Below are 25606 nucleotides of genomic sequence, written 5' to 3'. Positions count from 1 at the left end.
GGCGGCGAAGGTGAAGCCGGGCAAGGGGTTGCGCGTGCGCGAAGGGGCCGGGCTGCGGATGTGCGCTTGAGATTCGCGTGGGGCGCTCGAGGTTCGCGCGGGGGACCGCCCGCCAGCCCCGCCACCGGGGACCGGCCCGCGCCACCGGGCGCCGCGCTGTGCCGGCGCGGTGCGGCGGTGCGGACACCGGGCGACGCCGGCGGCCGGCCGCATGGAGGGGCCCGAACCGCGATCGCGGCCCGGCCCGTGGCCTCAGGCCGGCGCCATCGACCACATCGCCACCGCCACGATCAGCACGGCGCCGGCCAGCATCCAGATGGCGCGCCAGCGCTTGGCCGCGGATTTGGCCGAGGAACGGATGCCGTCGCCCGCCAGCACCCCGGACGCGCCGCCGCCCGGCGCGACCGCCCCCGGCGGGTGCGCCTCGCCGGAATAGCCGCGCGTGCTCTCATCCGTCACCGCCGGGCCTCGGCGGGCATCGCCCCCCGCCTCGACGCGACGGGCATGGGCGATGGCCTCCGGGGAAGCCGGCGTGCCGGCCGCCTCGTCGTCGGTGCCCAGCGGCGCGGCGGCGGGATCGGGAAACGGTACCTTGTCTCCGGTGAGACCACGGTCGATGTCGTGGCGCAGGCGGTCAACGGTCGGCATGCTCGGCTCCTGTCTGCCCGGAAGGCGGCCGCGTCACGGCCTCGGGACGCTTGTCCATTCCCGTCGCGGGCTCGCGACGCGGTTGCGTGCGGCGCGCGGCGCCGCGACGCTCGATCATCTTCTCCAGCGGGTTGGCCACCGCCAGCAGCCCCAGCGTGATGCCGAGCCCGGTCGCGATCAGCACCCAGCTCGCCAGCGCCGCGGCGATGCCGAGCGCGGCCGTCACCCACACCGTCGCCGCAGTGGTGAGGCCGTGGACCTCCATCGCGTCACGGTCGCGCAGCACCACGCCGGCGCCCAGGAAGCCGATGCCGGTGAGCACCCCCTGCACGATGCCCTGCACCACGCGGCTCATGGCGTCGGGGCGGTCGGCCAGATCGCCGACCCGGATCGCCGCCAGCGACACCAGCGCCGCGCCCATGCACACCAGCCCCAGCGTGCGCATGCCGGTCGGCTTGCCGCGCAGGTCGCGGTTGACGCCGATCACCATGCCGATGAGGGCGGCGGCGGTCAGGCGGACGAGCGCGTCGGTGTCCTTGCCGGTGAGGTCGAGCACGGTGGTGTCCCCGGCCGGAGGTGCCGGCCTCCGCTGAGCAACCCCGCGTGGGCGCCGAAGTTCCCCAGCGTCCGGTGCCCCGGCGGGCGGCGGGATGCGGCGCGCCCGCGGCCGGGCTATGCGTACACGCCCCTTTCGCCCGCGCCGCCGGAGGATTAGGTGAGGGCCAGCCGTTCCACAGCCCAGCCGTTCCAGAACCAAGGACACCGCCCATGCTGACCGCCACCTATCCCGACGTCTCGCTCTTCATCGACGGCACCTGGCGCACCGGCGCCCGCAGCGAGCCGGTGCTGAACCCCGCCACCGGCGAGACGATCGGCACCGTGGCCCATGCCGGCACCGCCGATCTCGACGAGGCGCTGGACGCCGCCGAGCGGGCCTTCCGAAGCTGGAGCCGGGTGTCCCCGCACGAGCGCTACAAGCTGATGCGCAAGGCCGCCGAGCTGCTGCGCGAGCGGCACGAGAACATCTCGCGCATCATGACGATGGAGCAGGGCAAGCCGATCGCCGAAGCCCGCATCGAGACGCTGGCGGCCGCCGACATCATCGACTGGATGGCCGAGGAAGGCCGCCGCCAGTATGGCCGGCTGATCCCCGCCCGCGCCGAGGGCGTGCAGCAGATCGTCCACCGCGAGCCGGTCGGCCCGGTCGCCGCCTTCACCCCGTGGAACTTCCCGATCAACCAGGCGGTGCGCAAGGTTTCCGCCGCCATCGCCGCCGGCTGCTCGGTGATCCTGAAGGGGCCGGAGGAGACCCCGGCGAGCTGCGCCGCGCTCATCAAGTGCTATGAGGATGCCGGGCTGCCGGCCGGCGTGGTGAACCTCGTCTTCGGCGTGCCGGCGGAAATCTCGAACTACCTCATCCCCCACCCGGTGATCCGCAAGGTCACGTTCACCGGCTCGACCCCGGTGGGCAAGCAGCTCGCCGCGCTGGCCGGCGCCCACATGAAGCGCGTCACCATGGAGCTGGGCGGCCACGCCCCGGCGGTGGTGTTCGAGGATGCAGACCTCGACCACGCCATCAAGCTGCTCTCGAGCGCCAAGTTCCGCAATGCCGGACAGGTCTGCGTCTCCCCCACCCGCTTCCTCGTCCATGAGAACGTCTATGAGCGCTTCGTCGACGGCTTCACCGAGGCGGTGAAGAAGGTGAAGGTGGGCAACGGCCTCGACGAGAGCGTGCGGATGGGCCCGCTCGCCAATTCCCGCCGGGTCGACGCCATGGAGGCGCTGACCGCCGACGCGGTGCAGCAGGGCGCCACCCTCCTGACCGGCGGCAACCGCATCGGCAATAACGGCTATTTCTTCGAGCCGACCGTGCTGACCGGGGTGCCGCTCTCCGCCCGCATCATGAACGAGGAGCCGTTCGGCCCGGTGGTGCCGATCGCCTCCTTCTCCTCCTCCGAGGCGCTGTTCGCCGAGGCCAACCGGCTGCCCTGGGGCCTCGCCGCCTATGCCTATACCCGCTCCGGCACCACGGCGGACGAGTTCAGCCGCCGGGTCGAGAGCGGCATGATCTCCATCAACCACCACGGCCTCGCTTTGCCCGAGGTGCCGTTCGGCGGGGTGAAGGATTCCGGCTACGGCTCGGAAGGCGGCACCGAGGCGATGGACGCCTATGTGAACACCAAGTTCGTGACCCAGTACGCGGTCTGAGCCGCTGGTCCTCCTGCCGCCGGGGCGACGGCCCCGGCGACGGCCCCGGCCCCGCCACCATTCCCGCCGGGACCATGGCCCCGGCGTGCTCCCGGCGATGATGCCGCCATCTGTGCCCCCCGCCGGCGCCCTGATCGCCAGCGGCCGGGCGCGCCGGCCTTGATGGCGGCGGCCGACTCCCCTCATGCTGCCGGCCCCCGAACCCCGCGGTGCCCATGAGCGATGCCGAAGCCCCCGCCCTGCCGCCGCCGCGCGAAAAACTCTCCGCCCGTGAAGCCCGGCGCGTGGCGCTGGCGGCGCAGGGCTTCGGCAGCGGCCATGCCGGGGCGGGCCGGGTCGCGGAGCCCGCCGGCCACCCTGCCATGCGCCGCATGGTGGAACGGCTCGGCCTGCTGCAGATCGATTCCGTCAACGTGCTGGTGCGCTCGCACTATCTCCCGCTGTTCTCCCGGCTCGGCCCCTACCCCGTGGAGCGGCTCGACGCCGCCACCCGGGGCCGGCGGCGGACGCTGTTCGAATATTGGGGCCACGAGGCCTCGCTGCTGCCGGTGACGCTGTACCCGCTGATGCGCTGGCGGATGGAGCGGGCGGCGCGCGGCGAGGGCATCTATGGCGGCCTCGCCCGCTTCGCCCGCGAGCGGCCGGACTATGTCCGCGCCGTGCTGGAGGAGGTGCGCGCCCGCGGCCCGCTCGCCGCCGGCGAGCTCACCGAAGGCGGCCGGGTCGACGGCGGCAAGGGCGAAGGCGGCTGGTGGGGCTGGAGCGCGGGCAAGCAGGCGCTGGAATATCTGTTCTGGGCCGGCGCGGTGACCACCGCCGAGCGGCGCGGCTTCGAGCGGCTCTACGACCTGCCGGAGCGGGTGCTGCCGGCCGACGCTCTCGCCGCGCCGGTACCGGGCCCGGCGGAGGCGCAGCGCCGGCTGCTGCTCGGCGCCGCCCGGGCGCTCGGCGTCGCCAGCGAGCCGTGCCTGCGCGATTATTATCGGCTCGACGCCGCCGAATCCAGGGCCCGTGTGGCCGAGCTGGTGGAGGATGGCGCGCTGCTGCCGGTGGCGGTGGAAGGGTGGAGCCGCCCCGGCTATCTCGCCGCCGACGCCCGCATCCCGCGCCGGATCGCGGCACGGGCGCTGCTCTCGCCGTTCGACTCGCTGGTGTTCGAGCGGCGCCGCACCCACGAGCTGTTCGGCTTCCACTACCGCCTCGCCTTCTACACCCCGGCCGACCAGCGCGCGCATGGCTACTACGTCATGCCCTTCCTGCTCGGCGACCGGCTGGTGGCGCGGGTCGACGTGAAGGCGGAGCGCGCCGCCGGGGTGCTCGCCGTGCCGGCGGCGCATCTGGAAGCCGACGCCGCCGCCGGGCCGGTGGCCGAGGCGCTGGCCGCCGAGCTGCGGCTGCTGGCGGGCTGGCTGGGGCTCGGCGGGGTGCGGGCCGGCGAGAAGGGCGACCTCGCCGCGCCGCTCCGGGCGGCGCTGGGCGAGGGGTCGTCGGGCTGAGCCGGAACGCGCGCCTCGACGCCGGCGCATAACCGCCGCGGCTAGCGGAAGCCGCCCTCGGCCGGGGTCTCGCTCCATATCCACGGGCCGGCGAGCGGACCGCGCGCCCGCGCCCATCGAGCGGCATTGGCGCGCTCGTTCCGGCGAAGGGTCGTATCCGTGCGGGCGATGTCCGGTCATGAGGCCCCCGGGACGTGCAGCGCGGTTGAGGGCCTGCCGGCCGTCACAGACGCGGCCACATCCCGGCGCTCCAACGCCCAGAAGCCCCGCCTCCCACGCCCGCCTCTTGAGGCCGCACGTCGCCGCCGGGCTTCGGCGCTTGGCGCGGGCGGGGAAATCGACTACGCCGGCACCAGCTTTGTGACAGTTCGGCGACAATGGATTTCACCGTATTCCTGGCGGTCATCGCCGCGGCGGCGATGCACGCCGGCTGGAACGCCATCCTCAAGATACGGCTGGACCCCTTCCTCGCCGTGGTGCTGGTGAATGCGGCCTGCGGCGTCATCGCGCTGCCGGCGGCGCTGTGGCTGGGGCCGCCGGCGCTCCATGTGTGGCCGTGGATCGGCGCCTCCATCGCCATCCACCTGTTCTACTACCTCACCCTGAGCGGGGCCTATCGGCTGGCCGACATGGGGCAGGTCTACCCGGTGGCACGCGGCAGCGCGCCGCTGATGACGACGCTGATCTCGCTCGCCGTGCTGGGCGAGCCGATCGACGCTCAGGGCTTCGCCGGGGTGGCGCTGCTCGCGGTCGGCATCGTCGCCATTGCGTGGCGGGGACAGGGCACCCGGTTCGACCCGAAGGCGCTGCGGCTGGCGCTGGCCTGCGGCGCCAGCATCACCGCCTATACGCTGGTGGACGGGCTGGGCGCCCGGGCGACGGGCAACCCGCATGTCTATTCCGCCTGGCTGTTCGTGATGGACAGCGCGCTCATCACCCTGTTCGGTCTGGTGTGGAAGGGGCCGGCGGCGCTGCGGCCGGCGCTCGCCTTCGTCGGGCCCGGCCTTGCCGGCGGGGCGATGTCGCTGTCGGCCTACTGGATCTCGATCTGGGCGATGACGCGGGCGCCGATCGGGCTGGTGGCGGCGGTGCGGGAATCGAGCGTGCTGTTCGGGGCGGTGATCGCCGTCGTCGTGCTGCACGAGCCGCTGCGGGCAAACCGCCTCGTCGCCGCGGCGCTGATCGTCGGCGGGCTGGTGCTCATCAAGCTGCACTGACCCCGCTCGCAGGCGCGCCGCGGCTGTGCTTCCCTGTCGCCCATGAGCCGATCCGTTCCGAATCAGGGTGCCCGGCCGCCGGCGGATGCCGCCGCGGCGCGCAAGGCCGCCGCCATCCGCAAGGCCCATGCGAGCCTCGAGGCCGCACACGCCGCCGCCCGCGACACCCCCCTGCCCGGCGTGCCGGAGGGCGCCTTCGCCGCGCCGCTGGAACGGCTGAAGCGCGGCACCCCGGTGGTCATGGTGCTCGGCGGCGCGGGCACCGGGAAGACCACCTTCCTCCAGGCGGTGCGGCGGCTCGGTGAGGGCAAGCAGGCCTTCCTCGCCCCCACCGGCGTGGCCGCGCTCCAGCTCGGCGGGCAGACCATCCATTCCTTCTTCGGCCTGCCGCCGCGCCTCATCGACCCCGCCGAGGCCAAGCCCAAGGCGCAGCGCCGGGCGGTGATGAAGCGGCTGGAGCGGCTGGTCATCGACGAGATTTCCATGGTGCGGGCCGACGTGCTGGACGCGGTGGACCGCTGCCTGCGCCTCGCCCGCGAGGACCCCCGCCCGTTCGGCGGGGTGCAGATGGTGCTGGTGGGCGATTTCCTGCAGCTGCCGCCGGTGGTGCCCACGGTGGAGCGGGAGATGCTGGGCCGGCTCGGCTATGACGGCCCCTTCGCCTTCGACGCCCAGGTGCTGCGCGAGGCGGAGGTGGACCGGCTGGCCTTCACCCAGGTGTACCGCCAGGTCGACACCACCTTCATTGCCCATCTCGCCAATCTGCGCGGCGGCCGGCAGGTGGCGGAGGCGGTGGAGGCAATCAACGCCGCCTGCCACCGCGAGCATCGCGACGGCCGGGTGCCGGTGGTGCTGGCGCCCACAAATGCCCGGGTGGACGCCTACAACCAGCGCGGCATGGACGCGCTGCACGATGCCGGCCGCTCCTATGGCGGGGTGAGCGAGGGGGAATTCGACCTCCAGAACGACCGCCTGCCGGTGCCGGAGGCGCTGACCCTGAAGGTCGGCGCCCGGGTGATGGCGGTGCGCAACGACCCGGCGCGGCAATGGGTGAACGGCTCGGTCGGCACGGTGGTGGGGCTCTCGCCGACCAGCGCCTATGTGCGCTTCGACGCCACCGGCCAGCTCTGCGAGATCGAGGCGACGAGCTGGGAGCGCATCCGCTACGACTGGGACGAAACCGGCGGCAAGATCGCCACCAAGGTGGTCGGCTCCTATTCCCAGCTTCCGCTGGTGCCGGCCTGGGCGGTGACGGTGCACAAGGCGCAGGGCCTGACCCTTGACGATGTGCGGATCGACTTCGACGCCGGCACCTTCGCCGCCGGACAGGCCTATGTCGCGCTCTCCCGCGCCCGCTCGCTGGCCGGCCTCTCGCTGGCACGGCCGCTGCGCATCGCCGACATCCGGGTCGACCGCCGCGTCGCCGGCTTCACCCAGGCCTTCGAGCGCGAGGCCGCGGAGAGCGAATAACGTAGACCTTATGTGAAACCTCGGTTTCCACAACCGACGCTTTACATTGATCCATCATCCCGGTAGATTAAGCCGATCTTCACGGGATGCTCGCCATGCGCTCCACCCTTGCCCGCTATCGCGACCGGATCCTGTTCGCGCTCGCCTATGGCATCATCGCGGCGACGGTGGTGTTCGGACACCCGTTCTCCGGCCGGCTGGAAATGCCGTCCCAGCCCGCCGCCAGCACCGTCGCTGCCGAGTGAGCGGGCCGCGCCCGACGCCGCCCGCCCTTCCCTTTTCATCCCGCGCGTAAACGGCTGCGCCGCTCTCAGACCGCACAAGCGGCCGCGCCGCTCAGAAGAAGGCCTGATGCCCGGTGATGGCGCGGCCGAGGATCAGCGCGTGGATGTCGTGGGTGCCCTCATAGGTGTTCACCGTTTCGAGGTTCACCATGTGGCGCATCACCGGGTATTCCGCCGAGATGCCGTTGCCGCCATGCATGTCGCGGGCGAGCCGGGCGATGTCGAGCGCCTTGCCGCAATTGTTGCGCTTCATGATGGAGATGGCCTCCGGCGGCAGCCGGCCTTCCTCGAACAGCCGGCCGATGCGCAGCGCGCCCTGCAGGCCGAGCCCGATCTCGGTGAGCATGTCCGCCAGCTTCTTCTGCACGAGCTGGGTGGCGGCCAGCGGCTTGTCGAACTGCTTGCGGTCGAGCGTGTAGCTGCGGGCGGCGTGGAAGCAGGCCTCCGCCGCGCCCATCACGCCCCAGGCGATGCCGTAGCGGGCGCGGTTGAGGCAGCCGAACGGACCCTTGAGGCCGGCGACGTTGGGCAGCAGCGCGCTCTCCGGCACCTCGACGCCATCCATCACGATCTCGCCGGTGATGGAGGCGCGCAGGCTCAGCTTGTTCTCGATCTTCGGGGTGGAGAGCCCCTTCATGCCGCGCTCCAGCACGAAGCCGCGAATGGCGTCGCCATGCGCGGCCGACTTCGCCCACACCACCATGACGTCGGCGATCGGCGCGTTGGTGATCCACATCTTGGCGCCGGTCAGGCGGTAGCCGCCGTCGATCTTCTCGGCGCGGGTGCGCATGCCGGCGGGATCGGAGCCGGCGTCGGGCTCGGTGAGGCCGAAGCAGCCGACGATCTCGCCGGTGGCGAGACGCGGCAGGTAGGCCCGGCGCTGGCTCTCGTCGCCATAGGCATAGATCGGGTGCATCACCAGCGAGGACTGCACGCTCATCGCCGAGCGGTAGCCCGAATCGACCCGTTCCACCTCACGGGCGACGAGGCCATAGGCGACATAGCCGAGGCCGGCGCCGCCATATTCCTCCGGGATGGTGGGGCCGAGCAGGCCGAGCGCGCCCATCTCGGTCATGATCTCGCGGTCGAAACGCTCGTCGCGGTAGGCGCTGGCGACGCGGGGGGCGAGCTGCTCCTGAGCATAGTCGCGCGCGGTGTCGCGGACCATGCGCTCCTCTTCGGTGAGCTGCCCGTCAAGGTCGAACGGATCGGCCCAGTCGAAGGGCGGCACGCTGCGGGCGGAACGTTCCGGGCTCGCGGCGGCGGAGGGGCTGGCGGTCATGTCGCGGTCTCCCGGCGGATGCCGCGTCGTGGGCGCGGCTGTTGTTGGCTGCCGCGGTTGTAGCCGATCGCCGGCATCGGTGCAGCCCCCTCGGGCCGCCCGCCCGCCTTGCGGGGTTGCCGGTAATCGGGCCGGAACGGCGCGGCTTTAAGACTTTTGTCGGGGGCAGACATATTATTGCGCTGCGACGACGTCCGTGTTTCAGTCGTCAGGGTTGATGCTCCCGCCGGTTAAAACCTGGCCTAAGCCACCGCGGGATCGTCGTTAGAGGGGAATCCGCACATGTCGTTCCTGAAGGCGAAGTTCGCCGCCGCCGCGATTCTGTCGGTGCTGGCGGTGCCGGCCTACGCAAACACCCTGGTCTACTGCTCCGAAGGCAGCCCGGAGAACTTCACCCCGGCCCTGAACACCACCGGCACCAGCTTCGACGCCGCGCGCCCGGTCTACAACCAGCTCGTCGAGTTCGAGCGCGGCACCACCAAGGTGGTCCCCGGTCTCGCCGAGAGCTGGACCGTGAGCCCCGACGGCAAGGAGATCGTCTTCAAACTGCGCAAGGGCGTGAAGTTCCACTCCGGCGTGAACGGCTTCACCCCGACCCGCGACTTCAACGCCGACGACGTGCTGTTCTCCTTCGAGCGCCAGTGGAAGCCGGACAACCCGTATTTCAAGGTGACCGGCGGCGCCTATGACTACTTCAACGACATGAGCATGCCCGACCTGCTCAAGAGCATCGACAAGGTCGACGACTACACGGTGAAGTTCACGCTCAACGAGCCGAACGCGCCGATGCTCGCCAATCTCGCGATGGACTTCGGCACCATCCATTCCAAGGAATATGCCGACTTCCTGCTGAAGAAGGGCACGCCCGAGCAGTTCGACCAGATTCCCGTCGGCACCGGGCCGTTCAGCTTCGTCGCCTACCAGAAGGACGCGGTGATCCGCTACAAGGCCTTCCCGGCCTATTACGAGGGCAAGGCCAAGATCGACAATCTGGTCTTCGCCATCACCCCGGACCCCACCGCCCGCTACGCCAAGGTGAAGAAGGGCGAGTGCCACGTGATGATCGCGCCGAACCCGGCCGACATCACCGCGATGAAGACCGACCCGGCCATCAACCTGCTCTCGCAGCCGGGCCTCAACATCGCCTACTGGGCCTTCAACGTGCAGAAGCCGCCCTTCGACAAGAAGGAGGTCCGCCAGGCCTTCAACATGGCGATCGACAAGGCCGCGATCATCAAGGACGTCTACCAGGGCGCCGGCCAGGCCGCGATCAACCCGATCCCGCCGACCATCTGGTCCTACAACACCGCGGTGAAGGACTACGCCTACGATCCCGAGAAGGCCAAGAAGATGCTGGCCGACGCCGGGGTGACCACGCCGCTCGACATCGACCTGTGGTGGATGCCGGTGCAGCGGCCCTACAACCCCAACGCCAAGCGTATCGCCGAGATGATGCAGGCCGACCTCGCCAAGATCGGCGTGAACGCCAAGCTGGTGTCCTATGAGTGGGGCGAATACCGCAAGCGCATGCAGCAGGGCGAGCACATCACCGGCCAGCTCGGCTGGACCGGCGACAATGGCGACCCCGACAACTTCTTCTTCCTGCTCGGCTGCCCCGCCGCCCGCCAGGGTGGCCAGAACCTCGCCAAGTGGTGCAACAAGGAGTTCGACGACCTCATCAACAAGGCCCGGGTCTCCTCCGACCTCGCCGAGCGCACCAAGCTCTACGAGCAGGCCCAGGTGATCGTGAAGGAGGAGGCGCCGTGGTTCACCATCGCCCACTCCGTGGTCTATGAGCCCATCCGCAAGGAAGTGGTGGACTACAAGGTCAGCCCGTTCGGCCGCCACGAGTTCTACGGCGTCGAGCTGAAGTGACCGCGGCCGGCGCCGGCGGAGAGGGAGCGCTCCGCCGGCGCCGTGCCTTATCGAAACGCCGCCGGCCGCCGCCGCGCTGGAGAGCGTGACGGGAACGCCGGCCGGCGGGTTGCGACCCTATGCCGTCCCATGCCGTGCACGGCCGCCGCCGTGCCGGTCCGACGCCACGAACACCGATCCGCAAAGCCGCACCGCTGCGTCGTCCCGGCATGGTCGCCTGCCGGGCGCCGGGGCCGGCCGAGGCGCATCGCCACCCGGGATGACCATGCTCCGTTTCGTGATCCGCCGCGTCGCGCTGACGCTGCCGACCTTCGTGGCGCTGATGTTCGTCACCTTCATCGCGGTCCGGCTGGTGCCGGGCGACCCGATCGAGGTGCGCACCGGCGAGCGCGGGATCTCGCCCGAGCGCCTCGCCCAGTTCCGCCACGAGCTCGGGCTCGACCGCCCGGTGTGGCAGCAGTTCCTCGATTACGCCAACGGGCTGGTCCATGGCGATTTCGGCGTCTCCATCGTGACCAAGACGCCGGTCCTGCACGAATTCCTCACGCTGTTTCCGGCAACGCTGGAACTCTCGCTCTGCGCGCTGCTGCTGGCCGTGGTCATCGGCGTGCCGGTCGGCGTGCTGGCGGCGGTGAAGCGGGGCGGCGTGCTCGACCATGCGGTGATGGCGGTGGCGCTGACCGGCTATTCCATGCCGATCTTCTGGTGGGGCCTTCTGCTCATCATGCTGGTGTCGGAGAGCTGGGGCCTCACCCCGGTCTCGGGCCGTGTCGACCTCATCAACTACTATTTCGAGCCGGTCACCGGCTTCATGCTGATCGACAGCCTGCTGTCGGACCAGGAAGGCGCGTTCTGGTCGGCGGCGCAGCACCTGATCCTGCCCTCGATCGTGCTCGGCACCATTCCGCTGGCGGTGATCGCCCGCATGACCCGGTCATCCATGCTGGAGGTGCTGAGCGAGGACTATGTCCGCACCGCGCGGGCCAAGGGTCTCTCGCCGCTGCGGGTGGTGGGGCTGCACGCGCTGCGCAACGCGCTGATCCCGGTCGTCACGGTCATCGGCCTGCAGACCGGCACGCTGCTCGCGGGCGCGGTGCTGACGGAGCACATCTTCGCCTGGCCCGGCGTGGGCAAGTGGCTGATCGAATCGATCGCCCGGCGCGACTACCCCGCCCTGCAGGGCGGCATCATGCTCATCTCCGGCATCGTCATTGTGGTGAACCTGCTGGTCGACCTCGCCTATGTCGCCATCAACCCGAGGATCCGCCATGGTTGATGCGCGCACCCCCGCCCCGCTGCCCGCCCACACCCCCTCGCTGGCCGACGAGCGGGTGAACACCGACGACACCGTCGATGCCTCGGGCATGATCCTGCCGCTGGAGGCGGATGCCGGGGCTTCTCCGGTGGAGAGCGTGCCGGCGGAACGCTCCGCCCTCGCCAGCTTCTGGGCCGCCTTCCGGGAGAACCGCGGCGCAGTGGCCGGGCTCGCGGTGGTGGTGGCCATCGCCCTGCTGGCGGTGTTCGCGCCGCTGGTCGCCCCCCATGTGCCGACCGAGCAGTTCCGCGCCCATGTGCAGCAGCCGCCGGTGTGGGCGGCGGGCGGAAGCTGGGCCTTCCCGCTCGGCACCGACGCGCTCGGCCGCGACCTGCTCTCGCGGCTGATCTATGGCGCGCGCATCTCGCTCGGCATCGGCATTTCGGTGATGCTGGTGTCGGTCGCGGTCGGCATCGTGCTCGGCCTCGCCGCCGCTTTCCTGCGCGGCCTCGTCGACACGGTGGTGATGCGGGTGATGGACGTCATCACCGCCATTCCCAGCCTCGTGCTGGCGATCCTGGTGGTGGCGGTGCTGGGGCCGAGCCTGCTCAACACCATCGTGGCGGTGACGGTGGTCTACCTGCCCCGCTATGTCCGCATCGTGCGGGCGGCGGCCCTGTCGGAACTGTCGAAGGAATATGTGGTGGCGGCGCAGGTCGCCGGCGTCGGCCGGCTGCGGCTGATGTTCGTCACCGTGCTGCCGAACTGCCTCGCCCCGCTCATCGTGCAGGCCGCGCTCGGCGTTTCCGACGCCATTCTGGAGGCGGCGGCGCTGGGCTTCCTCGGCCTCGGTGCCCAGCCGCCGACGCCGGAATGGGGCGCCATGCTGGCCGACAGCCGCGAGTTCATCCGCGCCGCGCCCTGGATCGTCACCCTGCCCGGCCTCGCCATCCTCATCACCGTGGTGGCGATCAACCTGATGGGCGACGGCCTGCGCGACGCGCTCGACCCGAAGCTGCGGCGGAGCTGACCGCGATGGCCGCCCCGCGCCCGCCCACGCCGGACGACCCGCGCCAAGGAACGGTGCCGTCTTTCCTGCGCTGGGCGCGGCGGACGACGCGGCGCCTGTGGGACGACAGCCCGGAATGGTACCGTGCCGCCGCGGTGGTGATCGCCGGCCTCTTCCTGGCACTGGTGGTCCTGTTCGCCTTGCTCACCGCGCTCGGCCTGTCCCGCGACACGGCGACCGCGTGGGGCGCGCTGTTCGTGGCCGGCACGACGCTCGCCACCTTCTTCCTCGGCCGGCTGGCGCAGGAGCTGGAGCGGCGCGACCAGCGCGCGGAGGCGCGCATCGATCTCGCCATCGCGCTCTATGCCGAGATTTCGTCGAACCTGCGCCAGCAGCGCCGGGCGCTCACCGCCGCCAGCGTGAGGAAGAAGATCGCGGCCGAATTCGAGGAGCCGCAGCCGCCCGCCGACACCGACGCCGCCCCGCCCGGCCCCGCCGCCAAGGCCGACACGTCCGATCCGATCTTCGCCCAGGCGGTCGAGCACTATGACCGCATCCCGCACGACCGCATCTTCGACGTGGTGCGGTACTACAATCTGAACGGCATGCTGAACACCTCCGGCGACGCGGTCGGCGCCGGGGCGCTGAAGGGCCTGTCGAAGGGCAAGAAGGCGCAGCTTCTGGCGGGCTACTACGAACTCGCCAATGCGACGGACAGCGCCGGCATGGCGGCGCTGGCGAGGCTGCGCCAGTTCGTCGAAGCCCCGGAGGGGCCGCGACGCGCGGTCTGGCTGCCGCCGCTGGAGGCGCCCGCGTTCGAATTCAGGGTGACGGACTTCGCGGCTCTCACCGTGGCGCTGGCCGACACGCCGCCGGACAGCGCGACAACGGCGCGCACGGCCACCGGCTCCCCGGCGCCGGAGAGCGCTGCGGCGACTACCGACCCACCACGATCGGGAGAATAGGGCCTCGCATGAGAACCTCCTGTGTGAAGCAGCCTTCCACGTCATCCTCCATATAGCACGAGAGGTCCCGGATTTCATGACCCTCCTCTCCATCCGCAACCTCACCGTCTCCTTCGCCACCTCGCGCGGGCCGTTCCGCGCGGTGGACGGGGTGGACCTCGATGTCGCCGCGGGCGAGCTGGTCGCCATCGTCGGGGAGTCCGGCTCGGGCAAATCGGTCGCCATGCTGGCGGTGATGGGCCTGCTGCCGTGGACTGCGACCGTGACCGCCGACCGGCTGATGTTCGACGGCAAGGACCTCGCCGCGATGACCCCGCGCGAGCGGCGCCGGATCATCGGGCGCGACCTCGCCATGATCTTCCAGGAGCCGATGTCGAGCCTCAACCCCTGCTTCACCGTGGGCTTCCAGATCGGCGAGGCGCTGAAGACCCATCTCGGCCTCGGCCGGGCGGCACGGCGGGACCGCGCCATCGCGCTGCTGAACGAGGTCGGCATCCCCGAGCCCGAGCGGCGGCTCCGGGCCTTCCCCCACCAGCTCTCCGGCGGCATGAGCCAGCGCGTGATGATCGCGATGGCGCTGGCCTGCCGGCCCAAGCTCATCATCGCCGACGAGCCCACCACCGCGCTCGACGTCACCATCCAGGCCCAGATCCTCGACCTGCTGGTGCGGCTGCAGCGCGAGAACGGGGTGGGGCTGGTGCTCATCACCCACGACATGGGAGTGGTGGCGGAAACCTCGCAGCGGGTCTGCGTGCACTATGCCGGCCAGCAGGTGGAGATGCAGCCGACCGAGGGCCTGTTCCGCGACCCGCACCACCCCTACACCGCCGCCCTGCTCGCCGCGCTGCCGGAGCGGGCGAGCGGGCGCCTGCTGCCCTCCATCCCCGGCGTGGTGCCGGGCCTCGCCGACCGGCCCAAGGGCTGCCTCTTCTCCCCGCGCTGCCGCTTCGCCACCGAGCGCTGCCGCACCGTGCCGCCGCCGCGCGCCGGCGCCGAGCTTGGGCTCGCGCTGTGCCACACCCCGCTGGTCCAGGGCGTGCCGCAGCGCGCCCCGGCCGCGGCCTAGGAGACGACGATGACCCAGCCCGTGCTCGAGGCGGTGAACCTCGCCCAGTCCTATGAGGTCTCCCGCGGCTTCCTCTCCGCCCCCGCGACCGTGAAGGCGGTGGCCGGCATCAGCTTCCGCCTCGCCCCGCGCTCGACGCTGGCGGTGGTGGGGGAATCCGGCTCCGGCAAGTCGACGCTGGCCCGCATGCTGACGATGATCGAGGCGCCGGGCGCGGGCTCGCTCTTCCTCAACGGGGTCGACGTCGCCGAGGCCGATGCCGCCACCCGCCGCCGCTACCGTGGCGAGGTGCAGATGGTGTTCCAGAACCCCTATGGCTCGCTGAACCCGCGCCAGACCATCGGTGCCGCCATCGAGGAGCCGCTGCTGGTCAACACCCCGCTGCCCGCGGCGGAGCGGCGCGCCCGCGCCCTCGACATGATGGCGCGGGTCGGGCTGCGGCCGGAGCACCATGGCCGCTACCCCCACATGTTCTCCGGCGGCCAGCGCCAGCGCATCGCCATCGCCCGCGCGCTGGTGCTGAAGCCGAAGATCCTGGTGCTGGACGAGCCGGTCTCGGCGCTGGACGTCTCGGTGCGGGCGCAGGTGCTGAACCTGCTGGTGGAACTGCAGGAGGGCCTCGGCGTCGCCTATGTCTTCGTCAGCCACGACCTCGGCGTGGTGCGCCACATGGCCGACGAGGTGATGGTGATGTATCTCGGCCGCGCCGTGGAGCATGGCCCGCGCGACGCCATCTTCAGCGCGGCCAAGCACCCCTACACCCGCGCCCTGATGTCGGCGACGCCGATGGCCGACCCCGGCGCGAAGAAGGACCGCATCGTGCTGGAAGGGGAACTGCCCTCCCCGTTCAACCCGCCGACCGGCTGCCCCTTCAACCCGCGCTGCCCGCTGGTGATGGCGCGCTGCCGCAGCGAGATGCCTCCGCTGGAGACCAAGGCCGGCCGCCTCGTCGCCTGCTGGGCGGCGCAGGACACACCCGGCCCCACCCCGATGCGGCGCGAGGCGGCGGCGGCCTGAGGCGCGGCCGGCGCCGCGCCGGCCAGTGACGGCACCCGCGCCGGCCCTGACGGCACACCCAGCCGGCTCAACGCATGGAAAAATTCACCGGCACGGTGAAGGTGAACGGCCCGCCCGCCACCTCCGGCGGCGCCGGCGGGAAGGGCGAGGCCCGCCGCACCATGGCCAGCGCCTCCTCGTCCAGCGAGCCGCTGCCGGAGCCGCCGACCAGCCGCGCGCCCAGCACCCGGCCGCTGCGGTCGATGGTGAAGGCGACGCGGGGCTGGCCCTGCTCCCCCCGCGCCCGCGCCTCGCCGGGATAGCGCTTGTTACGGTTGAGGTGGGCCAGCAGCCGGCTGCGCCAGCTCGCGGCGGTGGCGCGGGCGGAGGAACTGACGCCGGCATTCGGCGCAGCGGCGACATCGGCCCGCGGCGCGTCGATCGAGGCGGCGGCGGAGGTGCGCGGCGCCGGCGGCTTGTCGGCGATCACCTTGGGCTTCTGCTTCGGCTTCTGCGCCGGCTTGGGCCGCGGCTTCGGCCGTTCAACGGGCTTCTCCTCCGGCGCCTCCCTCGGCGGCGTCAGTTCGGCGGCGAGCGGCATGGGCGGGGGCAGCGGCACCTCGATGTTCTCCGCCGGGGTGGGATCCACCTTGGGCAGCGGCTCCTCCACCGGCGGGGTCGGCTCGGGCGGCGGGGCATCCTCGGCCTCGGCCAGCGGGTCCGGCGGCACCTCCTCCGGCGCCTCGTCGGCCTGCTCCATCTGCGGGCCAGGCGGCAGCTCCACCGGCTCGGCGGCGGGCGCCACCGGCAGTTCCGCCAGCTCGATCATGATGGGGGCGGAGGCCTCCGCCGGCATCTCCAGCGGCCGGCTGCCGAGATAGCCGACCACGCCGGCGTGGAGCCCGAGGATCACCACCCCGCAGCCGAGCCAGCGCCCGCCCTCGGCCAGCCGATGGCGCCGGCCCTCCGCCTGCAGCAGCAGGACGCTCATGGCGCCGCCGGGGCGGGACTGCCCGGGCTGGCGGCAGCGGCCGGCGCGCCGGGCACGGCCTCCAGCCCGACCAGCGCGATCTTGAGATAGCCGGCCCCGCGCAGCAGATTCATCACCTCCATCAGGTCGCCATACGGCACCGCCTTGTCGGCGCGCAGGAAGATGCGGGTGTCCCTGTTGCCGGCGGTGGCGGCGGCGAGGGCGGCGGCGAGGCCATCGCGCGGCACGTCCTCATTGCCCAGCGCGAGGCCGAGGTCGCCCTTCACGGTGAAATAGACCGGCTTGTCCGGCCGCGGGTGCGGTTGGGCGGTGGAGGCCGGCAGATCGACCGCCACATCGACGGTGGAAAGCGGCGCCGCCACCATGAAAATGATGAGCAGCACGAGAATGACGTCGATGAAGGGGGTGACGTTGATCTCGTGGTTTTCCGGCAGGTCGTCGCCATCCCCGGTGTGGAGCTTCGCGGCCATGGGTGGGCTCCTTGCTGTGCCGGCCTATTCCGCCGCGGCGGCGCGTAGCCGCTTCTGCACGGCCTGCGCCGTGGTCTCGCGCGCGTCGCGCTCGCGGACCTCGCGCTCCTGCCGCGCCGTCTCTTGCCGCGCCGTGTCCTGCCGCGCCGCGCGCGCCACATCGCGGCGGTCGAGGTCGCGCGAGAGCAGGCGGAGCATCTCGGCGGAGGTGTCGCCGAGCAGCGCGCGATAGCCCGACACCTGCCGGCTGAAATGGTTGTAGATGATCACCGCCGGAATGGCGGCGACGAGGCCGATGGCGGTGGCGAGCAGCGCCTCGGCGATGCCCGGCGCCACCACGGCGAGGTTGGTGGTCTGGGTTTTCGCGATGCCGATGAAGGAATTCATGATGCCCCACACCGTGCCGAACAGGCCGACAAAGGGTGCGGTGGCGCCGATCGTCGCGAGAATGCCGGTGCCGCGGGTGATGCGCCGGCCGGCGCCGGCCTCGATGCGGCCGAGCGAGATGGCGACGCGCTCCTTGATGCCCTCGGCCGGCAGCTCGCCGGAGCGCTGAAGCTCCAGCTCCGTCACCCGCACCATGGCGGTCGCCGGTCCGGCGGCCTCGCCGGTGGCGCGATGGCCGGCCTCCAGCGTGGCCGAGGCCAGCAGGCCGCGCAGCGCCCGGCGCAGGCGGCGCGAGGCGACCATCAGTTCGAGCGACTTGGCGAGCCAGATGGTCCAGGTGACGACCGAGGCGAAGGCGAGGCCGAGCATGACCGCCTTCACCACCCAGTCCGCCGCCATGAACATGCCCCAGGGCGACAGATCATGCGGCAGGGCGATGCCGGGTGTCGCAGCGGCGGGCGCCGGCTCCATCGGCATCGCCGCATCGGCCGGGGCCGGCGCAACCTCCCCGGCGGACCCGGGCGCGGCAGCCGCAGCAGGCGTGGCCGGCACGGAAAGCGCGGGGGGCGCGACGACCTCGGGCGGCACGGAGGCTCCCGGCGTAGCCACCGGGGCGGGCGCGACCGGCCGTGTGGCGGCCGGGGCCGCCGGCGCGGGCGGCTCCGCCTGCGCCAGCGCGACCTGCCCCAGCCCGATCAGCGCCGCCACGGCGAGGATCGCGAGGCCGGGCAAAGGCGAGGAGACGAGCCGCGAGGGCCGGCGGAGCTTGCGCATGAGGATATCCCGTTCCGGGCGTCCGGTGCGCGATCGCGTGCATCAGCGGGCAGCAGGTCGTGCACCGGCACTGTCCAAGTGTCGTGCATCCTTAAACCCGTCCGCCGGGCTGCGACAATATAAAATGCCAGGATTCGATAAATGTAGAATCGTTGAAAAGAACAGAACCTCGCCAAGTACTACATTTTAATTCTTCCAATCATGAGGAAGACTGTTCCTCGGTAAGGATGACCTTTCCGGGATTGAGCAATCCCATGGGATCCATCGCCTGCTTCAGCCGGTGCATCAGCTCCAGCGCAAGCGGATCGGCGTAGTGGGCGAGTTCGTCGCGCTTCAGCCGGCCAATGCCGTGCTCGGCGGCGATGGAGCCGTCCATGTCGGCCACGATGTCGTGGACGATGCGGTTGAAATCCTCCCACAGCGCGAGGAAGGCGGCCTTGTCCATGCCCACCGGCTGGCTGAGGTTGAAATGGATGTTGCCGTCGCCGACATGGCCGAAGGGGCACGGCCGCAGGCCCGGCAGCCGGGCCTCCACCGCCGGCAGCGCCCGCTCCAGGAATTCCGGCACACGGGACACCGGCACCGAGACGTCGTGCTTCACCGAGCCGCCCTCGTGCTTCTGCGCCTCCGACATGTCCTCGCGCAGCCGCCACAGCGCCGCCGCCTGCGCCTCGCTGGCGGCGATCGTGGCGTCCAGCACCTCGCCCGCCTCGAAGGCGGCGCCGAGCCCGGCCTCCATCAGCGCGCCGAGATCGAAGGCGCGGGTCGGCGCCGACAGCTCGGCCAGCACATACCAGGGATACGCCGCGCCGAGCGGGCGCACCGTGCCGCTCATGTGCTTCAGCACGGTTTCCAGCCCGAAGCTCGCCATCAGCTCGAAGGTGGTGAGGGCGTCGCCGGCCTCCTCGCGCAGGCGCTTCATCAGCGCCAGCGCCGCGCGCGGGTCCGGCACGCCGGCGAAGGCGGTGACCCGCTGGGCCGGCCGCGGGAACAGCTTGAGCACGGCGGCGGTGATGATGCCGAGCGTGCCTTCCGTGCCGAGAAAGAGCTGGCGCAGGTCGTAGCCCGCATTGTTCTTGCGCAGGCGCTTCAGCCCGTTCCACACCCGCCCGTCCGCCAGCACCACCTCCAGCCCGAGCACCAGCTCCTTGGCGTTGCCATAGCGCAGCACGGCGGTGCCGCCGGCATTGGTGGCAAGGTTGCCGCCGATGCGGCAGGAACCCTGCGAGGCGATGTGGAGCGGGAACAGGCAGCCCTCGCCCTCGGCGGCGCGGTGGATGTCCTCCAGGATGCAGCCGGCCTCGACCGTCATGGTCATGTCCACCGGGTCCACCGCGCGGATGCGGTCGAGCCGGGTCAGCGACAGCAGCACCTCGCCGAACGGCATCTGCCCGCCGACAAGGCCGGTATTGCCGCCCTGCGGCACGATCGGCACGCCCGCCTCCGCGCAGGCCGCCACAACGAAGGCCACCTCCTCGGTGGAGCCCGGCTTCACCACCGCCGGGGTGCGCCCGGCATAGAGCCCCCGCTCCTCCCGCAGGTGCAGGGCGATGTCCTCCGGCGCGGTGAGCACATGCGCCGGGCCAAGGCGGGCGGCAAGGCGGGCGACAAGCCCCTCGACCGCGCGCATCGCATCGGGCGCAGGGGCGGCAGGCGCAGCGGCGGGCACGGCAGACATGGGGGCATCCGGCATTCGTGGCGACAGGGTTGCGCAGCTTAGGGCCAGCGCGGGCCGAAGTCAGGTGCGCAGGGGAGTTTACGCCGGCGGCCGGGCGGGGAACGATGGGGCCCCCACCGCTTCCGAGGCAGCCATGTCGCTCATCCTCTACACCACCCTCGGCGTCGCCGATCTCGCCCGCGCCACCACCTTCTACGATGCGCTGCTGGCGCCGCTCGGCCATGCCCGCCGCGGCGACGCCGTGCCCGGCTTCGAAGGCTATGGCGCCGACTATGACGACGGGGTCAGCCTGTGGCTGTGCCAGCCCTTCGACGGTGGGGCGCCCTCGGGCGGCAATGGCACCATGGTCGCGTTCCGCGCCCCGGACAGCGCCGCGGTGGACGCCTTCCACCGCACGGCGCTGGCCCTTGGCGGCCGGGATGAGGGCGCGCCCGGCCTGCGGCCGCACTACGGCCCCGGCTTCTATGCCGCCTATGTCCGCGACCCCGACGGCAACAAGCTCGCCTGCGTGTTCCACCGCCACGGGGAAAGCTGAAGGGCGCTCCCCGGCGCGGCCGGAGGCACCACGCGACGGGCGCGGAGGCGTGTTTCCGGGCGCTGCCGCCCGGCCGCCGCGCGCGCCCCCTTGCCCCGGCGCGGCTTTGCCCCTATCCCCCCGCCATGGCTCCTCCCCTTCTGCTTCTCCAGAACATCGCCCTCACCTTCGGCGGCACGCCGCTGCTCGAATCGGCGGAGCTTTCCGTCTCGCAGGGCGAGCGGCTCGGCCTCGTCGGCCGCAACGGCTCGGGCAAGTCGACGCTGCTGAAGATCGCGGCCGGCCTCGTATCACAGGACAGCGGCACCCGCTTCGCCCAGCCCGGGGCCACGGTGCGCTACCTCCCCCAGGAGCCCGACCTTTCCGGCTTCGCCACGACGCTGGCCTATGTCGAGGCGGGCATGGGGCCGGGCGACCCGGAATACCGCGCGCTCTACCTGCTGAACGAGCTCGGCCTCACCGGCGAGGAAAACCCGGCCAACCTCTCCGGCGGCGAGGCCCGCCGCGCGGCGCTGGCCCGCGTGCTGGCGCCCGAGCCCGACATCCTGCTGCTCGACGAGCCGACCAACCATCTCGACCTGCCCGCCATCGAATGGCTGGAGAGCGAGATCACCTCGATGCGCTCGGCGCTGGTGCTCATCAGCCATGACCGCCGCTTCCTGCAGGACCTGACCCGCGCCACCGTGTGGCTCGACCGCGGCCGCACCAAGCGGATGGAGCGCGGCTTCGCCTTCTTCGAGGAGTGGCGCGACCAGGTGCTGGAGGAGGAGGAGCGCGACCAGCAGAAGCTCGCCCGCAAGATCGTCGCGGAAGAGCACTGGATGCGCTACGGCGTCACCGCCCGGCGCAAGCGCAACATGCGCCGCGTCGGCGAGCTGGCGGATCTGCGCGCCCAGTTCCGCGACCACCGCCGCGCGGTCGGCACCATCGCCGTCACCGCCACCGAGGCCGATGTCTCCGGCAAGCTGGTGATGGAAGCCGAGCACATCGCCAAGAGCTATGGCGACCGCGTCATCGTGCGCGATCTCTCCATCCGCATCCAGCGCGGCGATCGCATCGGCATCGTCGGGCCGAACGGCGCGGGCAAGACCACGCTGCTGAAGATGCTCACCGGCGAACTCGCCCCCGACAGCGGCAAGGCCAAGCTCGGCACCAATATCGAGATGGCGACGCTGGACCAGCGCCGCGCCGCGCTCGACCCCAATCGCTCGGTGCGCGACACGCTGACCGACGGGCGCGGCGACCAGGTGTTCATCGGCGGCAACCCGCGCCATGTCATCGGCTACATGAAGGACTTCCTGTTCACCCCCGAACAGGCCGGCACCGCGGTGTCGAAGCTCTCGGGCGGGGAGCGCGGCCGGCTGCTGCTGGCCTGCGCGCTTGCCCAGGCCTCCAACCTGATGGTGCTGGACGAGCCGACCAACGACCTCGACCTCGAAACGCTCGACCTGCTGGAAGAGATGATCGACGACTACGCCGGGACCGTGCTGCTGGTGAGCCACGACCGCGACTTCCTCGACCGCACCGTCACCGCCATCATCGCCTTCGAGGGCGACGGCAACTGGACGGTCTATGCCGGCGGCTATTCCGACATGGTGGCCCAGCGCGGCCATGGGGTGAAGGCCCGGGCGATCGAGGAGAAGGCCGAGCGGGCGGACAAGCCGGCCCCGGCGAGCGCTCCCGCCGCCAGGCCGGCGTCCCGGCGCAAGCTCTCCTTCAAGGAGAAGCACGCGCTGGAGCAGCTTCCCAAGCGCATCGCCCAGCTCGAATCCGACGTCGCCCGGCTCGGCAACACGCTGCACACGCCGAACTTCTACACCCGTGATCCCGCCGGCTTCCAGAAGGCGACCGCCGAGCTGACCCGCACCCAGGCCGAGCTCGCCAAGGCCGAGGAGGAATGGCTGGCGCTGGAGATGCTGCGCGAGGAGCTGGAGGGGTGAGGCCGCTCATCCCCATCGCCTCGCCCGACGATCCGCGCATCGACGCCTACCACGCCATCCGCGAGCGCGACCTCGTCGGGCGGGCCGGCCGCTTCATCGTCGAAGGCCGCACCGTGCTCGACGTCGCGCTGTCGCCGCGCAACCGCTTTCCGCTCGATTCGCTGCTGCTGGCGGAAAGCCGGGTCGAAGCGCTGGCCCCGCTGCTGGCGCAGGCGCCGCAGGACCTGCCGGTCTACACCGCCGGGCAGGCCGTGCTCGACGGCATCACCGGCTTCCACATCCACCGCGGGCTACTCGGCATCGGCCGGCGCGGCGCGGAGGCCGACGCCGACGCCCTGCTGGCCGGGTTGCCGGCGGCGGCGACCCTGCTCGTGGTCTCGGGCGTCTCCAACCACGACAATATCGGCGGCATCTTCCGCAACGCAGCGGCCTTCGGCGTCGATGCCGTGCTGCTCGACACCGCCTCCTGCGATCCGCTCTACCGCAAGGCGATCCGGGTATCGGTCGGCGGGGCGCTGATGGTGCCGTTCGCCCGCGGCGGCGCGGTCGACGCGCTGCTCGATCTCGTGGTGGCGCATGGCTTCACCCCGCTGGCCCTGACGCCCGCGGGCACGCAGGCCCTGTCCGACTGCCGCCCCCCGGCCCGCACCGCCCTGCTGCTCGGTGCGGAAGGGCCGGGCCTGCCGGCGCGCATCATGGAGCGGGCCCTGACGGTGCGCATTCCGATGCGGGGCCATTTCGATTCGCTGAACGTCGCCACCGCGGCCGGCATCGCTCTGCATCATGTGACTGCAATCCACGCGGGATGAGCGTATGATCCGATGGTCAGCGCCCGGCGATCAACGACCGGCGGCGAGGCACCGGAGGACGTCATGCACTACGCCAAGGCCGTTCTGGCCAGCTCTATCCTGGCTCTCACCCTGTTCGCCGGGGTCGGGACCGCCGCCGCCGGCGAGGAAGCCGCCTCCGGCCAGACCTGGCAGGAACTGAAGCCGGACGTGTTCGGCGACCGGCCCATCGCCGACAAGAGCCCGCTGCTGACACTGACCGCCCCCACCCGGGCCGAGGACGCCGCCATGGTGCCGGTCGACGTCGTGGTGGCGCTTCCGGCCGGCGACAGCCGCACGGTGAAGAAGCTCACCCTTATCGTCGACGAGAACCCCGCCCCCGTCGCCGCCACCTTCAGCTTCGGCGGCGAGCGGCGCGACCTCAGCCTCGGCACCCGGCTGCGGGTCAACTCCTATTCCTATATCCGCGCCGTCGCCGAGCTTTCCGACGGCTCGCTGCAGATGACGGAGCGCTTCGTGAAGGCCTCGGGCGGCTGCTCCGCCCCGGCGATGAAGGACGAGGAAGCCGCGCTGCGGAACATCGGCCAGATGAAGCTGAAAGTGGTGGAGAACGGCCAGCAGGGCGACGCCACCCAGGCCACCCGGCTCTCGCGGGTGCAGCTCATGATCCGCCACCCCAACTATTCCGGGCTGCAGATGGACCAGGTGACCCGGCTCTATATCCCCGCGCAATATGTCGACCGCATCGAGGTGAAGCAGGGCGACGAGCTGATCCTCTCCATGACCGGCGGCATCTCGCTGAGCGAGGACCCTGCCCTGCAGTTCTCCTACGAGCCCACCGGCAAGCAGATCCGGGTCGATGCCGCCGACACCACCGGGCGCAACTTCGAGAGCGAACTGAAGCCGGGGAGCTGACGCGCAAGGCGCGCGCCGCGCGCCCGCGACGGGGTGGATGTGGGGCACCCCGCGCGGCGGGCGCGGCGCGCCCGGCCGCGTCCGGCCGGCGCTCAGTAGAAGCAGGTGACTTCTGCCTCCGCCTGCGCCCGGCGCAGATCGGCCACCATGTCGCGGAACATGCCGGTGGCGCGGAACACCTCGGCCTGCTGCCCCGCCACCTGCCCGACCGAGAGGATGGTCTCCGCCTCGACATATTTCTCATAGGGCAGGATGGTCGCGATGGTGTCGATGGAGCAGGAGCACTTCTCCAGCGACAGCCGGGTCTGGCCATTGGCGGCCATACAGGCGAAGACATAGTCCGCCCGGGCGACGGTGGGATAGTCGTTCACCAGCCCTGCCGGCATGGTGACCTGCTGCGCCGGCCGGCTCACCCCCACCGGCAGCGGCTGGCCGGTGGCGGGGTTTGTGGTCGCCAGCGTCGCCGGCGAGGGCGAAGACGACGCCGCTGACGAGGCGCTCGCGCCGCTGTCGCCGGTTCCCGTGGCGGCCGTCTGCGCCAGCGCGCCCCCGGAACTGCCGAGCACCAGCGCGCCAGCGACGATGAGACCCGCGATCCTGCGCATGGACGTTCTCCCTGTTGCTGCCGTCCTTCGCGCCGCCGGGGCGCGGGCGGCGTTTCGTGTTACGGCGCCGGGGCTGCGGTGGTGCTGCCGGAGAGCGTCACCACCGTTTCGATCATCGCGCCGGACTTGTCGGCCTTGGGGGTGACCACCTTCACCTCATAGAGCCCGCCGGGCACCGCCTCGGAGAAGACGAAGCTGTAGCGGCGATTGGCGATCTCCAGCAGCTGCTCCTTGTGCGGGTCGGTGGCGAAGGGCGCGATGTCCAGCTTCCAGGCCGGCACGTCCTTGCCGGCGTAGGAAATGCGGATGTCCTCCGCCGTGCCGTTCATCAGTGCCTCCTTCATCCGGTTGCGGATGTAGAAGGGGCTGCCCTTGGTGAGCTGGGCGATCTCCTTCGCCTCCCGCTCCAGCAGCACGAGCGCCAGCGGATTGCCGAGCGCGACCGGGAAGGGCCCGGCCTCGCGATGCTGGCTTCCCCGGAAGATGTCGACATCGGCGACCCGCTTGGCGGCGTCCTCCGGCGCGGCTTCGATCTTCATCTCCATCTTCTCGTCGAAGCTCTCGCCGAGCGAGGGGTCTGAGGTGGTGTGGCGGTAGCTGTAGGAAAGCGTCGTTCCCGCCGGCAGGGCCGCGAGGAAGGGGGTCTCGAAGAACAGCGCGGCGCCGGTCGGCGCGGCCAGGGCCGCCGCGCCGGAGAGGGAGACGCTGGCCACCACGGCGAGACGGGCGAGAAGGCGACGCATGACGTGAGC

24 protein-coding genes are annotated in these 25606 nt (G+C 71.5%); 15 read left to right on the top strand and 9 right to left on the bottom strand.

Features of this window, described 5'->3' with window-relative positions:
• Window positions 1-252: 252 nt before the first annotated feature.
• Window positions 253-648, bottom strand: a complete 396-nt coding sequence (locus KHC27_RS11165; RefSeq protein WP_213339050.1) for a hypothetical protein — start codon at window positions 646-648, stop codon at window positions 253-255.
• On the bottom strand, window positions 635-1204 hold the full coding sequence (locus KHC27_RS11160) for an MgtC/SapB family protein (RefSeq protein ID WP_343210893.1): 570 nt from the start codon (window positions 1202-1204) through the stop codon (window positions 635-637). Before KHC27_RS11160 ends, KHC27_RS11165 begins: the two co-directional genes overlap by 14 nt.
• Window positions 1205-1416: 212 nt before the next feature.
• Here KHC27_RS11160 and KHC27_RS11155 point away from each other — a divergent pair, with 212 nt between their 5' ends.
• The 5 genes from KHC27_RS11155 (at window position 1417) to KHC27_RS11135 (ending at window position 7284) form a co-directional block, all read left to right on the top strand.
• Window positions 1417-2856, top strand: a complete 1440-nt coding sequence (locus tag KHC27_RS11155) for an NAD-dependent succinate-semialdehyde dehydrogenase (RefSeq protein ID WP_213338906.1) — start codon at window positions 1417-1419, stop codon at window positions 2854-2856.
• Window positions 2857-3071: 215 nt separating this feature from the next.
• Complete coding sequence (locus KHC27_RS11150) at window positions 3072-4352, top strand: winged helix-turn-helix domain-containing protein (protein WP_213338905.1); 1281 nt, start codon at window positions 3072-3074, stop codon at window positions 4350-4352.
• 377 nt (window positions 4353-4729) lie between these two features.
• Entirely contained in the window at window positions 4730-5569 is an 840-nt protein-coding gene (locus KHC27_RS11145) for an EamA family transporter (RefSeq protein ID WP_213338902.1), read from the top strand.
• Window positions 5570-5611: 42 nt separating this feature from the next.
• Window positions 5612-7039, top strand: coding sequence for an ATP-dependent DNA helicase (locus tag KHC27_RS11140; RefSeq protein WP_213338901.1), 1428 nt, complete (start codon window positions 5612-5614; stop codon window positions 7037-7039).
• Window positions 7040-7134: 95 nt separating this feature from the next.
• On the top strand, window positions 7135-7284 hold the full coding sequence (locus KHC27_RS11135; protein ID WP_213338899.1) for a hypothetical protein: 150 nt from the start codon (window positions 7135-7137) through the stop codon (window positions 7282-7284).
• 91 nt (window positions 7285-7375) lie between these two features.
• Here KHC27_RS11135 and KHC27_RS11130 read toward each other — a convergent pair whose 3' ends face one another.
• Window positions 7376-8605: an acyl-CoA dehydrogenase gene (locus tag KHC27_RS11130; RefSeq protein ID WP_213338898.1), complete on the bottom strand. Its 1230-nt coding sequence runs from the start codon at window positions 8603-8605 to the stop codon at window positions 7376-7378.
• 282 nt (window positions 8606-8887) lie between these two features.
• Between KHC27_RS11130 and KHC27_RS11125 the strand changes: the two genes are divergently transcribed.
• The 6 genes from KHC27_RS11125 (at window position 8888) to KHC27_RS11100 (ending at window position 15792) form a co-directional block, all read left to right on the top strand.
• Window positions 8888-10480 carry an ABC transporter substrate-binding protein gene (locus tag KHC27_RS11125; protein WP_213338897.1) on the top strand — a complete coding sequence of 531 codons (1593 nt, stop codon included), beginning with the start codon at window positions 8888-8890 and terminating at the stop codon, window positions 10478-10480.
• Between the two features lie 265 nt (window positions 10481-10745).
• Window positions 10746-11756, top strand: a complete 1011-nt coding sequence (locus KHC27_RS11120; protein ID WP_213338895.1) for an ABC transporter permease subunit — start codon at window positions 10746-10748, stop codon at window positions 11754-11756.
• Between the two features lie 88 nt (window positions 11757-11844).
• Window positions 11845-12765 carry an ABC transporter permease subunit gene (locus tag KHC27_RS11115; RefSeq protein ID WP_213339040.1) on the top strand — a complete coding sequence of 307 codons (921 nt, stop codon included), beginning with the start codon at window positions 11845-11847 and terminating at the stop codon, window positions 12763-12765.
• A 5-nt stretch (window positions 12766-12770) separates the two neighbouring features.
• Window positions 12771-13709 carry a hypothetical protein gene (locus KHC27_RS11110; RefSeq protein WP_213338893.1) on the top strand — a complete coding sequence of 313 codons (939 nt, stop codon included), beginning with the start codon at window positions 12771-12773 and terminating at the stop codon, window positions 13707-13709.
• A 76-nt stretch (window positions 13710-13785) separates the two neighbouring features.
• Window positions 13786-14775 (top strand): ABC transporter ATP-binding protein, encoded by a 990-nt coding sequence (locus tag KHC27_RS11105; protein ID WP_213338891.1) that lies wholly within the window; start codon window positions 13786-13788, stop codon window positions 14773-14775.
• Between the two features lie 9 nt (window positions 14776-14784).
• Window positions 14785-15792 carry a dipeptide ABC transporter ATP-binding protein gene (locus tag KHC27_RS11100; RefSeq protein WP_213338889.1) on the top strand — a complete coding sequence of 336 codons (1008 nt, stop codon included), beginning with the start codon at window positions 14785-14787 and terminating at the stop codon, window positions 15790-15792.
• Between the two features lie 67 nt (window positions 15793-15859).
• Here the strand turns inward: KHC27_RS11100 and KHC27_RS11095 are convergent, their stop codons facing one another.
• From KHC27_RS11095 to KHC27_RS11080, 4 genes are all read right to left on the bottom strand, one after another.
• Complete coding sequence (locus KHC27_RS11095; protein WP_213338887.1) at window positions 15860-16762, bottom strand: energy transducer TonB; 903 nt, start codon at window positions 16760-16762, stop codon at window positions 15860-15862.
• Window positions 16759-17232 carry a TonB system transport protein ExbD gene (exbD, locus tag KHC27_RS11090; RefSeq protein ID WP_213338884.1) on the bottom strand — a complete coding sequence of 158 codons (474 nt, stop codon included), beginning with the start codon at window positions 17230-17232 and terminating at the stop codon, window positions 16759-16761. The genes KHC27_RS11095 and exbD overlap by 4 nt, the downstream gene beginning before the upstream one ends.
• A gap of 24 nt (window positions 17233-17256) precedes the next feature.
• Window positions 17257-18393 (bottom strand): tonB-system energizer ExbB, encoded by a 1137-nt coding sequence (gene exbB, locus KHC27_RS11085; RefSeq protein ID WP_213338881.1) that lies wholly within the window; start codon window positions 18391-18393, stop codon window positions 17257-17259.
• Window positions 18394-18592: 199 nt separating this feature from the next.
• Window positions 18593-20023 (bottom strand): FAD-binding oxidoreductase, encoded by a 1431-nt coding sequence (locus KHC27_RS11080; protein WP_213339038.1) that lies wholly within the window; start codon window positions 20021-20023, stop codon window positions 18593-18595.
• A 181-nt stretch (window positions 20024-20204) separates the two neighbouring features.
• Here KHC27_RS11080 and KHC27_RS11075 point away from each other — a divergent pair, with 181 nt between their 5' ends.
• The 4 genes from KHC27_RS11075 to KHC27_RS11060 all read left to right on the top strand — a co-directional run bounded on the left by KHC27_RS11075 (window position 20205) and on the right by KHC27_RS11060 (window position 24249).
• Entirely contained in the window at window positions 20205-20606 is a 402-nt protein-coding gene (locus tag KHC27_RS11075) for a VOC family protein (protein WP_213338880.1), read from the top strand.
• A gap of 125 nt (window positions 20607-20731) precedes the next feature.
• Complete coding sequence (locus tag KHC27_RS11070; RefSeq protein WP_213338878.1) at window positions 20732-22546, top strand: ABC-F family ATP-binding cassette domain-containing protein; 1815 nt, start codon at window positions 20732-20734, stop codon at window positions 22544-22546.
• Window positions 22543-23355, top strand: a complete 813-nt coding sequence (locus KHC27_RS11065) for a TrmH family RNA methyltransferase (RefSeq protein WP_343210892.1) — start codon at window positions 22543-22545, stop codon at window positions 23353-23355. Before KHC27_RS11070 ends, KHC27_RS11065 begins: the two co-directional genes overlap by 4 nt.
• Window positions 23356-23418: 63 nt before the next feature.
• Entirely contained in the window at window positions 23419-24249 is an 831-nt protein-coding gene (locus tag KHC27_RS11060; protein WP_213338873.1) for a quinoprotein dehydrogenase-associated SoxYZ-like carrier, read from the top strand.
• A 92-nt stretch (window positions 24250-24341) separates the two neighbouring features.
• On the opposite strand, the gene KHC27_RS11055 is transcribed toward KHC27_RS11060, so the two are convergent.
• Together KHC27_RS11055 and KHC27_RS11050 are read right to left on the bottom strand one after the other, a co-directional pair.
• Window positions 24342-24635: a hypothetical protein gene (locus KHC27_RS11055; protein WP_246519866.1), complete on the bottom strand. Its 294-nt coding sequence runs from the start codon at window positions 24633-24635 to the stop codon at window positions 24342-24344.
• A gap of 278 nt (window positions 24636-24913) precedes the next feature.
• Window positions 24914-25597 carry a hypothetical protein gene (locus KHC27_RS11050; RefSeq protein WP_213338871.1) on the bottom strand — a complete coding sequence of 228 codons (684 nt, stop codon included), beginning with the start codon at window positions 25595-25597 and terminating at the stop codon, window positions 24914-24916.
• Window positions 25598-25606: the final 9 nt, after the last annotated feature.

Source organism: Ancylobacter lacus, from assembly GCF_018390635.1.
In the GTDB taxonomy this organism is placed as follows: Bacteria; Pseudomonadota; Alphaproteobacteria; order Rhizobiales; family Xanthobacteraceae; genus Ancylobacter; species Ancylobacter lacus.
Note: the sequence above shows the minus strand (reverse complement) of the source record. Positions and strands in the feature narration are given on the sequence as shown.

Coding starts and splice junctions, on each gene's coding strand:
- KHC27_RS11165 (WP_213339050.1), bottom strand. CDS start 648: ATGCCGACCGTTGACCGCCTGCGCCACGACATCGACCGTGGTCTCACC.
- KHC27_RS11155 (WP_213338906.1), top strand. CDS start 1,417: ATGCTGACCGCCACCTATCCCGACGTCTCGCTCTTCATCGACGGCACC.
- KHC27_RS11150 (WP_213338905.1), top strand. CDS start 3,072: ATGAGCGATGCCGAAGCCCCCGCCCTGCCGCCGCCGCGCGAAAAACTC.
- KHC27_RS11145 (WP_213338902.1), top strand. CDS start 4,730: ATGGATTTCACCGTATTCCTGGCGGTCATCGCCGCGGCGGCGATGCAC.
- KHC27_RS11140 (WP_213338901.1), top strand. CDS start 5,612: ATGAGCCGATCCGTTCCGAATCAGGGTGCCCGGCCGCCGGCGGATGCC.
- KHC27_RS11135 (WP_213338899.1), top strand. CDS start 7,135: ATGCGCTCCACCCTTGCCCGCTATCGCGACCGGATCCTGTTCGCGCTC.
- KHC27_RS11130 (WP_213338898.1), bottom strand. CDS start 8,605: ATGACCGCCAGCCCCTCCGCCGCCGCGAGCCCGGAACGTTCCGCCCGC.
- KHC27_RS11125 (WP_213338897.1), top strand. CDS start 8,888: ATGTCGTTCCTGAAGGCGAAGTTCGCCGCCGCCGCGATTCTGTCGGTG.
- KHC27_RS11120 (WP_213338895.1), top strand. CDS start 10,746: ATGCTCCGTTTCGTGATCCGCCGCGTCGCGCTGACGCTGCCGACCTTC.
- KHC27_RS11115 (WP_213339040.1), top strand. CDS start 11,845: ATGATCCTGCCGCTGGAGGCGGATGCCGGGGCTTCTCCGGTGGAGAGC.
- KHC27_RS11110 (WP_213338893.1), top strand. CDS start 12,771: ATGGCCGCCCCGCGCCCGCCCACGCCGGACGACCCGCGCCAAGGAACG.
- KHC27_RS11105 (WP_213338891.1), top strand. CDS start 13,786: ATGACCCTCCTCTCCATCCGCAACCTCACCGTCTCCTTCGCCACCTCG.
- KHC27_RS11100 (WP_213338889.1), top strand. CDS start 14,785: ATGACCCAGCCCGTGCTCGAGGCGGTGAACCTCGCCCAGTCCTATGAG.
- KHC27_RS11095 (WP_213338887.1), bottom strand. CDS start 16,762: ATGAGCGTCCTGCTGCTGCAGGCGGAGGGCCGGCGCCATCGGCTGGCC.
- exbD (WP_213338884.1), bottom strand. CDS start 17,232: ATGGCCGCGAAGCTCCACACCGGGGATGGCGACGACCTGCCGGAAAAC.
- exbB (WP_213338881.1), bottom strand. CDS start 18,393: ATGCGCAAGCTCCGCCGGCCCTCGCGGCTCGTCTCCTCGCCTTTGCCC.
- KHC27_RS11080 (WP_213339038.1), bottom strand. CDS start 20,023: ATGCGCGCGGTCGAGGGGCTTGTCGCCCGCCTTGCCGCCCGCCTTGGC.
- KHC27_RS11075 (WP_213338880.1), top strand. CDS start 20,205: ATGTCGCTCATCCTCTACACCACCCTCGGCGTCGCCGATCTCGCCCGC.
- KHC27_RS11070 (WP_213338878.1), top strand. CDS start 20,732: ATGGCTCCTCCCCTTCTGCTTCTCCAGAACATCGCCCTCACCTTCGGC.
- KHC27_RS11060 (WP_213338873.1), top strand. CDS start 23,419: ATGCACTACGCCAAGGCCGTTCTGGCCAGCTCTATCCTGGCTCTCACC.
- KHC27_RS11055 (WP_246519866.1), bottom strand. CDS start 24,635: ATGCCGGCAGGGCTGGTGAACGACTATCCCACCGTCGCCCGGGCGGAC.
- KHC27_RS11050 (WP_213338871.1), bottom strand. CDS start 25,597: ATGCGTCGCCTTCTCGCCCGTCTCGCCGTGGTGGCCAGCGTCTCCCTC.